Annotated in this window: 11 protein-coding genes; 8 read left to right on the top strand and 3 right to left on the bottom strand. The window is 41.9% G+C overall.

Going from position 1 to position 8,951, the window contains the following annotated elements:
* Positions 1–809 (bottom strand): phosphoenolpyruvate carboxykinase (ATP) (locus tag WBJ10_RS17265; RefSeq protein ID WP_424292554.1); only part of this gene is annotated, 809 nt, incomplete at its 3' end.
* Positions 810–1,245: 436 nt separating this feature from the next.
* Here WBJ10_RS17265 and WBJ10_RS17260 point away from each other — a divergent pair.
* The 7 genes from WBJ10_RS17260 (at position 1,246) to WBJ10_RS17230 (ending at position 7,011) form a co-directional block, all read left to right on the top strand.
* Positions 1,246–1,818: a serine hydrolase domain-containing protein gene (locus WBJ10_RS17260; RefSeq protein ID WP_424292552.1), complete on the top strand. Its 573-nt coding sequence runs from the start codon at positions 1,246–1,248 to the stop codon at positions 1,816–1,818.
* Positions 1,815–1,994, top strand: coding sequence for a hypothetical protein (locus WBJ10_RS17255; protein WP_424292550.1), 180 nt, complete (start codon positions 1,815–1,817; stop codon positions 1,992–1,994). Before WBJ10_RS17260 ends, WBJ10_RS17255 begins: the two co-directional genes overlap by 4 nt.
* 136 nt (positions 1,995–2,130) lie before the next feature.
* Entirely contained in the window at positions 2,131–2,997 is an 867-nt protein-coding gene (locus tag WBJ10_RS17250) for a sugar phosphate isomerase/epimerase family protein (RefSeq protein WP_424292548.1), read from the top strand.
* A gap of 9 nt (positions 2,998–3,006) precedes the next feature.
* Positions 3,007–4,491, top strand: a complete 1,485-nt coding sequence (locus tag WBJ10_RS17245) for a gluconokinase (protein WP_424292546.1) — start codon at positions 3,007–3,009, stop codon at positions 4,489–4,491.
* A gap of 2 nt (positions 4,492–4,493) precedes the next feature.
* Positions 4,494–5,783: a gluconate:H+ symporter gene (locus tag WBJ10_RS17240; protein ID WP_424292544.1), complete on the top strand. Its 1,290-nt coding sequence runs from the start codon at positions 4,494–4,496 to the stop codon at positions 5,781–5,783.
* Between the two features lie 6 nt (positions 5,784–5,789).
* A complete protein-coding gene (gene gnd, locus WBJ10_RS17235) occupies positions 5,790–6,686 on the top strand; it encodes a phosphogluconate dehydrogenase (NAD(+)-dependent, decarboxylating) (RefSeq protein WP_424292542.1) in 897 nt (298 codons plus the stop codon).
* Positions 6,687–6,831: 145 nt separating this feature from the next.
* A complete protein-coding gene (locus WBJ10_RS17230) occupies positions 6,832–7,011 on the top strand; it encodes a histone H1 (protein WP_424292540.1) in 180 nt (59 codons plus the stop codon).
* A 104-nt stretch (positions 7,012–7,115) separates the two neighbouring features.
* Here WBJ10_RS17230 and WBJ10_RS17225 read toward each other — a convergent pair whose 3' ends face one another.
* Positions 7,116–7,952 carry a hypothetical protein gene (locus WBJ10_RS17225; protein ID WP_424292538.1) on the bottom strand — a complete coding sequence of 279 codons (837 nt, stop codon included), beginning with the start codon at positions 7,950–7,952 and terminating at the stop codon, positions 7,116–7,118.
* A 145-nt stretch (positions 7,953–8,097) separates the two neighbouring features.
* Complete coding sequence (locus tag WBJ10_RS17220; RefSeq protein ID WP_424292536.1) at positions 8,098–8,565, bottom strand: nuclear transport factor 2 family protein; 468 nt, start codon at positions 8,563–8,565, stop codon at positions 8,098–8,100.
* A gap of 162 nt (positions 8,566–8,727) precedes the next feature.
* Here WBJ10_RS17220 and WBJ10_RS17215 point away from each other — a divergent pair, with 162 nt between their 5' ends.
* On the top strand, positions 8,728–8,907 hold the full coding sequence (locus WBJ10_RS17215) for a hypothetical protein (RefSeq protein WP_424292534.1): 180 nt from the start codon (positions 8,728–8,730) through the stop codon (positions 8,905–8,907).
* Positions 8,908–8,951 lie beyond the last annotated feature (44 nt).

The following is an 8,951-nucleotide window of genomic DNA, read 5'->3' as shown; positions in this document are numbered from 1 at the left end:
CCTCCTTCGAAATTAAAAATAGAATGCGCACCCCAACCGTGTTCATCGTCTCCGATAAGTTCCCTGTCCGGGTCGGCCGATAAAGTAGTTTTTCCTGTTCCTGAAAGCCCAAAGAAAATTGCAGTATTACCCCGCTCGCCTTTGTTCGCCGCGCAGTGCATCGACAATACCTGCTTTGCAGGCAGCAAAAAATTTAAGACAGAAAACATAGCTTTCTTAATCTCACCGGTATAACCAGTACCTCCTATGAGTACTATTTTGCGGTTAAAGTTTATTATAGAGAAGTTCGCCTGCCTGGTACCGTCTAAAGCTGGATCAGCCAGGAAGCCTGGTGCAGCCAGAATAGTCCAGTCGGGGTGAGCTGATTCCGACTCATCCGGCCCTAAGAAAAGATTATGAGCAAATAGATTCTGATAGGCTGTTTCCGTAATGGTCCTTACTCCCAGTCGATAATCTTCGTCGGCACAGACTGATCCATCCCTCACGAAAAGTGTTTTATCTTTCAGATAGTATAAGAATTTCGTGTAAAGCTTGTTGAAGTCTTTCTCTGAAAATGGAAAGTTGACATCACCCCACCATACATGGTCGGCTGTAATCTCATCTTTTACAATAAACCTGTCCTTTGGTGAACGTCCGGTAAACTTTCCGGTATTTACCGCCAGCGCCCCGGAACTACTTATTATACCTTCATTTTTATCCAACGCTATTGTTGTTAATTCTCCAGGACTAAGCTGATAGAAAAATTCCTGCGCATGGAGTCCCAGGTATCCCAGATCGGGAACCTCGCTATTGATCGTGATTCGTCTCATATCACTTATGTCTTTTTTTGGTTAGTTAGGGGATAAATCTAAGGCCTTGTAACTATAATGGCAAGTAAAAACTAGTTGAAAATCAACTGATTGTACTTTGTACACTAAGCTATATTGCTTAAATTCAGGCCCCTTGACCTTAGAACACGGAACAGGTAATTTAGTTTGGAGGGTACACGGCAAGGCCCAAAATGGTATATAAATTGTCTGTTTATTAAATGTTCTGCTAAATAATTTAAACTTCTATCAATATCTTCGCTATTGAATGCAAGCAGATATCCGAATATTTATTACGATTTTTACCTTCACATACTAAAAGTCACATCTTAACATGCTTAACATTTTTAAATGTGCATTCAGCGTTTTTCTCCTCCTCTTAATCTCTTTAACCTCTTCCGCACAATCCACACAAGTTGAGTCTGATTTAAAACAGATCATGAAGGAACAAGACATTATTGGGATGTCATACGTGGGTGTTAAAGGAGGGAAGATTATCGAAGCCAGTTCACTAGGGCTGAAAAATATTGAAAGCAATACACCTTTATCAAATGATGATATTTTCAGGATAGCTTCGATTTCGAAATCGTTCTCTGCTACATCAATTATGCAGCTGGTGGAGGCGAAGAAAATATCTTTGGACGATGATTTTGGCAAGCTCGTAGGATTCAGAATAAGAAACCCTAATTTTCCTGACAAGGTGATCACGCTGCGGATGGTCATGTCGCATACCTCAAGTATCAATGATAGCCAGGGTTATTTTAACCTTGACGTTATAAATCCAGATAAAAACCCAGACTGGGCCAAATGCTATAATACTTATGCTCCGGGTGCTGACTATGAATACTGTAATTTAAATTACAATATGGTGGGGGCACTGATCGAACGTGTTTCCGGGGAGCGTTTTGATAATTATGTTAAAAATCATGTTTTAGAGCCGCTGGGCCTTTATGGCGGTTATAATGTTGATTCGCTTGATAAAAGCAAATTCGTTACGCTTGCGAAAAAATGACCGGACATACGGGCTCTGCTTATGGCCTTTATAGCATCATGTTCTTTAATCCGAAAGAAGATTTCGGTTTTGTGGTGATAGTGAATGGAAGCAGTACTGCAGAAAAGTACACCAGAGGACTAAGAACCATCATGTATACTACTATAAACAGCTTATATGATAATTTGATAAAATAGAGTTTGCTAACTATCGTTATCTTATTTTTAAATAATCGTTTAGATTTGAAGCAGATTGGAATTATCTCTGTTATATTGTACAGGCAAATTTATAATTATCACCTAAGGGAAATTATTCCCATAAAAAAAAGAAATAATGAGTAGTAGAAGAATATTCCTTCAGCAAGCCGCACTGATCAGTGCTGGTGTGATGGCAAATCCGGTAGACCTTTTCAGCAAACCGCGTAAGAAAATTGGACTGCAGTTATACACCTTGAGAAATCTGATTTCGAAAGACGTCCGCGGAGTGATTGCCAAAGTTGCGGATATCGGTTTTAAGGAAGTCGAAACCTATGGATTTTCTCCTACTGGAGGCTTTTGGGGACTAAAACCTAATGAGTTTAAATCCCTTATGAGAAGCCATGGGATAAAATCGCCGAGCGGGCATTATAATTTCGAGCCTTATTTGGGCAAAGATGATATGGATAGCCTGAAATCAAATATTGAAGCTGCCAATGAGCTTGATCAAAAATATCTTACTGTTCCTTATTTAAGTGATGGTCTGAGAAAGAATCTTGACAGCTATAAATCTCTTGCGGAAAAATTAAACAAGGCTGCTGTCCTGGCGAAAGACGCTGATTTGCAATTGGTGTATCATAACCATGATTTTGAATTTATCAATTTCAATGGCACTACCGGATTCGATGTTTTATTGCGCGAAACGAGCCTCGAAGATCTTAAGTTCGAATTGGATATCTACTGGACTGTAAAAGCTGGAAAAGATCCGATTGCTCTATTCAACCAGAATCCGGGAAGATATGTGATGTGGCATGTCAAGGATATGGATAAAGTCGACAAATCGTATACAGAAGTGGGTTCTGGAAGTATCGATTATAATAAGATCTTCGCAAACTATAAGTTGTCGGGTATGAAACACTACTTTGTAGAGCAGGACGTTATCAAGGGCGATCCGTATGAGAGTATCACTCGTAGTTTTCAGCATGTTAAAAACAATATTCTTTAGCCGGGGTGAATGAATTATGTTTTGGGTGTTGATATTGGTACTGGCAGCACTAAAGCAGTTGCTGTCGGGTATGATTCCATAGCAATTGGGACCAGCCAATATCATTACCCAACATATTCTCCACAGGCTGACTATAGCGAGCAGAATCCGGAACTTATTTGGGAAGCATTCAAAAACTGCCTGCAGGATACGGTGGATAGAATGCAGGGTAGCCCCGTAGCTATTTGTTTAAGCAGTGCCATGCACAGTTTAATCCCTGTGGATAGGCAGGGTGTAAAATTGATGGATATGATTACCTGGGCAGACTGCCGAAGCGATTCAATCGCAACCCGGTTAAAACACTCAGCGAAGGGTAAGCATATTTATGAGTTGTCGGGCATGCCTGTACACGCGATGTCTCCACTTTGTAAAATCATCTGGTTAAGAGAAAATATGCCCGTCGTATTCGAACAGGCTTATAAATTCATTTCCATAAAAGAATACATTTGGTATAGGTTATTTGGAGAGTATGTTATTGATCATTCCATAGCCGGCGCCACGGGAATGCTGGATATTGGCAGCTTCACATGGAACTCAGAACTATTGGCTTTGGCCGGGATCCGGGAAGATCAATTATCCCAACCAGTAAAGACGGATTATACACCTACCCTTACAAGTTCCTTAGGGGGGATGCTAAATAATGAGACAGCCTTTTACATCGGTGCCAGCGATGGTTGCCTGGCTAACCTGGGAAGTTTTGCCATCCGTAAAGGTGTGGCTGCTGTCACGATCGGAACAAGCGGTGCTATAAGGATAGCCAGCGAAAAACCCATCATAAATACTTCGGCCATGACCTTCAGCTATTGTCTCGATGAAAAAACATTTATTTGTGGCGGCCCGGTTAATAATGGGGGAAATATACTGGATTGGTTGATTACCGGTTTTTTGGGAAAGACTAATAACAAGGAAACATTTATTGAGGTATTTAAAATGGCCGAACAGGTTTCCCCAGGCGCTGAGGGCTTGCTATTTCTTCCATATCTGAATGGGGAAAGGGCTCCGGTCTGGGATGCGAGCAGTTCCGGAGCATTTATCGGAATTCGTTCGCGCCATACCCAAGCCCATTTTTGCCGCGCTGTACTTGAAGGAATTTGTTTCGCACTATACGAGGTTCTGTGGGCTGTTGAAGATGGATCGGACGGTATAGAGCAGATCAATGTGAGCGGGGGTTTTGTAAATTCAAAAACCTGGATGCAGCTGCTTGCTGATATAACCGGAAGGCGACTTGCCCTGGTACAAACAGAGGATGCATCTGCCATAGGAGCAGCATTTATCGCTTTAAAAGCGCTCGGCATGAATGGCGGTAAATACCCGGATGAGCCGGGAAAAGCTACTCTGTTTATTGAGCCGGATATGGTTCAGCACCATTTATATTCCCGAAATTTTGCAGTTTATAGGAACTTATATTCCAGTTTGAAAAACAGTATGCATCAATTAAGCACCGAAAATAACTGAACATGTCATTACTTATAGTCCTCTTTGGCCTGATACTTCTCCTGGTTCTGATAGTTAAGAAACTGAGCCCGATGATCGCGCTGCTTTTAGTCTCTATTATCACTGGTTTATTGCTCGGTATGCCGGTGGGGAAAGTAATGACGACGATTGGTACCGGGATTGGCGGAACATTAGGCAGTATGATTATGGTTCTGGCCTTAGGCGCCATGATGGGTAAATTGATCGAAGATACAGGGGCTGCTAAAAAGATTGTATTTATACTTATTCGTTTTTTTGGTTATAAAAATATTCAATGGGCGATCCTACTCACCGGTTTAATGGTAGGCATTCCCTTATTCTACAATGCCGGTTTTGTGGTTCTGGTCCCATTAGTCTTTGCCATCGCCTCCACTACGCGTTTACCCCTGCTTTATCTGGCACTACCCATGGCAGCTTCTTTATCGGTCACTCACGGATTTCTGCCCCCGCACCCCGGGCCAATTGCCCTTGCATCAATTTTTAAAGCCGATGTAGGTTTAATTCTTATTTATGGTTTAATACTAAGTGTTCCGATTGCGATTGCAGGAGGTATCGTTTTTCCCAGGTTAATCTTGAAGAGCAATATGGGCGATATCCCGGCAGAGTTCAATCCGGAAGGTGAAGAATTACTTCCTTCGGGATTCAGGAGTTTCGTGACCGCCCTGCTTCCGGTGGTTCTTATTATTGTTGGGACTATTGGTACAAATTTCCTGCCCGGGGGGCCGGTAGACCCTGTCTTTGTTTTCCTTTCTGACCCGACGGTAGCCCTCCTTATTGCAGTCATCATGACCATAATTATTCAGAAAATTCCGGTAGCTAAGGCTATGGATTCCTGCACCGAAGGCGTAAAAAGTATTGCAATGATTATTCTCATTATTGCTGCCGGAGGAGCTTTCAAGCAGATATTGATAGACAGCGGGGTAGGAGAAACCGTTAAGAATCTGTCTTCGTCCATGGACTTATCGCCGCTTTTTCTGGCCTGGATTATTACCGCCCTGCTGCGGGTTACGCTGGGGTCGGCAACGGTGGCCGGCCTGACAGCATCAGGGATAGTATTGCCCCTGGTCGGAGCGGGCGTATCAGCAGAACTCATGGTATTATCAGTAGGCGCAGGGAGCCTGATGTTTTCTCATGTCAATGATACCGGATTCTGGATGTTTAAAGAATATTTTAATCTCAGTTTAAAACAAACCTTCGGTACATGGACTGTCATGGAAAGTATCGTTTCGGTATTGGGACTGCTGGGGGTACTGTTATTGAATCAATTTATATAATTAACAATGAAAATAGGACTTATTGGCCTGGGTAAAATGGGTTATAATCTGGCCCTGAATTTAAAGAAATGCGGGCATCAGGTAATTGGTCATGACGTCAGCCAGGATACGATGCATCAAATTAACGGGGAAGGAGTGCCGACCTCTGCTTCGCTGGGTGGGCTTATTGAAGAGCTGGGAGAAAAACGGGTCGTTTGGCTTTTGATTCCTTCCGGTGGTCCTGTAGATGAAGTTCTATCGCAACTCAAACCACTACTTTCCAAAGGAGATATGATCGTTGAAGGCGGTAACTCCAATTATAAAGACTCCATACGACGTGCGCAGGAGTGGTCGGATCTTGAAATAGATTATTTGGATTGCGGAACCAGTGGGGGTACTGAAGGTGCTTTAAATGGTATTTGTGCGATGCTCGGCGGCAGCAAATCCGCATTCGACAGGATTGAGCCGGTCCTCAAGGATATTTCACTTCCTGGTGCCTATCTATATTGTGGCGGACCTGGTTCCGGGCATTATGTTAAAATGATCCACAATGGAATTGAATATGGTATGATGCAGGCCATTGCTGAAGGTTTTGAAATGCTTCAGAAGAGTGAGATGGACCTGGATCTGGCTGCCATTGCTGGTCTTTGGAATCAGGGTTCGGTTGTAAGAAGCTGGCTGATGGAACTTACGGAAAGGGCACTTAAAAAAGAACCTGACCTTGGGTCAATAAAAGGAATCATGCATTCCTCAGGAGAAGGCAAATGGACGCTGGAAGATGCATTGGATAAGCAAATTGCAACCCCTGTAATAGCCTTGTCGCTTATTATGCGTTACAGATCCCTTGAGGATGATTCATTCGCAGGTAAGGTTGTAGCAGCCCTAAGAAACGAGTTTGGAGGCCATGCTCTGGTTAAAAAATGAATGAAAATAGGTGTTTTGGCATCCTTGGTTCTATTTTATCGCCAAAAAATTGAAATTGGATGAAAAATAAATGAAAAACCATTTGGCAATACCTCTAAATAAATTAGATTTGTTAAACCTTAATCAATTATTTAAAAAGAAAAAGATGGATAAGTTTACACAAATGAAGGAATTGTTTGCTTCTGTAGAAGCTGACGCTAATAAATTTTACAATTCAGGCAACAGTGCTGCCGGAACACGCGTTCGTAAAGGCATGCAGGATCTTAAAAACCTTGCTCAAGAGATCAGAACTGAAGTAACAGCGAAAAAAAATAGCGCTAAATAATTCAGAGGTATTTCAAAAATATTAAAACCCGCCCCGATTACGATCAGGGCGGGTTTTTTATTTGATAATCAAGATGCTGCCCTGCAACATACCGGGCCCTGATTTTATAATTGGCCGAAGGGATGGGTTTTTTTAGATTTCAGATAGTCTTTCTCTAACAATAAGTCGATGGTTTTATTTACGAAGATTTGAATTTCTTCGTGCTGAGCAAGAAACGTTTTGTGCTCCGAGATGAAAAGATAAAGTTCCATGATAAGCCGCTGCACGAGTTCCGTGTTCCCGACATGGGAAATATCCTCACAGATATATATAATATGACTTTTGATAAGTGCTTCAATCTCAATTTTACCAAGCATTTTTAAATATATCCTGGTAAAATCGATCTTACTGAATTTTGTCCTTGCTTTAAGCCGGGTTTTAAAGAATTCCAGGTCGTCCATATTTCCATGCTCCTGGAATATTTCCGCAATAGCGAGATCGAGATTACCGCTCGAGTTCTCCGCCCGGAACCGGGCCATCTGATAGGCCTTTTCTTTATCAATCTTGAGCAATCCCCGTAATCCTGATGCAGACTCTTTAGAGCTTTTCAAAAGAGATGTCGCAAAGAAGAGGCTATGATATTCAGCCTTATCTAGAGCTGCAAGTTTATCCATCGCAAGTGCGCGTACCTGAATTTTTTCGTCACTTTTAGCTATTTCAGCCAGGCAGCTGTGTATGCCGGGCTCGTCGGAGTTTTGAAAATCATAATTCTGCAGAACATAAACCTTAACCTGCGAACAGAAATCTTTTAGGGCATCAATGAAGACGGTTTCAGGGAACGAAAACTTTCCAGAAACGCCTATAAGATATTTTATGGCTTCTAACCTGGCCTGGTAATTTTTTGACGTGTAGAATTGCTCTACATATTTGTCAGTTTCAGCCTGGCCTTCGTTTACCAGCATCTTTAGAAACCCTCTTGTTTATCTGCTGCTGTACCTCTCGGATCTTACATTTTCGGTAGCATTGTTCATAATTCTGAGGTTTACACGTTCATAATTCAGAAAGGAGAATGCTTATACATACGCAAAAAGCATTCTCCCCGATTTGTTATATGGATTTTTTATTCCTGGTTAAGACATCAGGTGTTTCGGCCTCATTAAAGAATTTATCTATTCTCGTAATTTTCCAGTTTTGGTACCTGTCCATTTCTAAGGTGAGGTAGTTTTCAATGACGAATCCTTCGTAAACAAAGTTCACTTTCGCTAAAACCATTGCCTCGCTACTAGCCAGTATATCGACCACGGTAGAGCAGTTCTGTTTAGTCCCGTGATTAAGGCGCATCAGCTTGACGATAGCTGGCTGGCCCTGAGTAATCACTTCGCTTCCTTTCGTAAATTTCATATGGGCATCAGCACTCAGAATTTTTTCCAATTTGTTCGCATCCGTAGTAAGATGACTTTCTGCAAAGGCTTCGAGAACATTTGTAGCTTTTACAGAGGGCGGGGTATTCGCAAGAGTTGCAGAAGTCAGGACAACACCCAGTGCTGTACTCAACAAAAGAGATTTAAGTTTCATAATGCTTGGTTTTTTTATTTCAAATGTCTGTAAGAAATAGGCCATTATGATAGGCAGAAATCACCATTCAGCTAGTGTAACTTAAATGTTAAAGGGGGGGTATTGTTAATTAAATAGAGGGTAAATCTTGCAAATTGTACTCATAATCAATGGTTTAGAATAATGGCTCTCTGTTTTAATAATTACAGTTTTGGATGGCATGTATTTAGAGGTAAAAGCGGTGTGTTAAAATTTGTTAAAGGGATATTTTGGGTGAAGAGAAAGAGAGGAGAACCAGGAACCAAGAGCCAGGAATCAGGACTGGCGGTAGTGATTTTTATAGGGGTGGTGGTCATGGAATAAGGTGTAAGGAACAAGGACCGGGGTGCGCTCGCAAAGACAAAGGG

Origin of the sequence: Daejeonella sp., assembly GCF_049655485.1 — a bacterium.
Classification (GTDB): Bacteria; Bacteroidota; Bacteroidia; order Sphingobacteriales; family Sphingobacteriaceae; genus Daejeonella.
Note: the sequence above shows the minus strand (reverse complement) of the source record. Positions and strands in the feature narration are given on the sequence as shown.

Coding starts and splice junctions, on each gene's coding strand:
- WBJ10_RS17240 (WP_424292544.1), top strand. CDS start 4,494: ATGTCATTACTTATAGTCCTCTTTGGCCTGATACTTCTCCTGGTTCTG.
- WBJ10_RS17245 (WP_424292546.1), top strand. CDS start 3,007: ATGAATTATGTTTTGGGTGTTGATATTGGTACTGGCAGCACTAAAGCA.
- WBJ10_RS17255 (WP_424292550.1), top strand. CDS start 1,815: ATGACCGGACATACGGGCTCTGCTTATGGCCTTTATAGCATCATGTTC.
- WBJ10_RS17260 (WP_424292552.1), top strand. CDS start 1,246: ATGAAGGAACAAGACATTATTGGGATGTCATACGTGGGTGTTAAAGGA.
- gnd (WP_424292542.1), top strand. CDS start 5,790: ATGAAAATAGGACTTATTGGCCTGGGTAAAATGGGTTATAATCTGGCC.
- WBJ10_RS17220 (WP_424292536.1), bottom strand. CDS start 8,565: ATGAAACTTAAATCTCTTTTGTTGAGTACAGCACTGGGTGTTGTCCTG.
- WBJ10_RS17215 (WP_424292534.1), top strand. CDS start 8,728: ATGGCTCTCTGTTTTAATAATTACAGTTTTGGATGGCATGTATTTAGA.
- WBJ10_RS17225 (WP_424292538.1), bottom strand. CDS start 7,952: ATGCTGGTAAACGAAGGCCAGGCTGAAACTGACAAATATGTAGAGCAA.
- WBJ10_RS17250 (WP_424292548.1), top strand. CDS start 2,131: ATGAGTAGTAGAAGAATATTCCTTCAGCAAGCCGCACTGATCAGTGCT.
- WBJ10_RS17230 (WP_424292540.1), top strand. CDS start 6,832: ATGGATAAGTTTACACAAATGAAGGAATTGTTTGCTTCTGTAGAAGCT.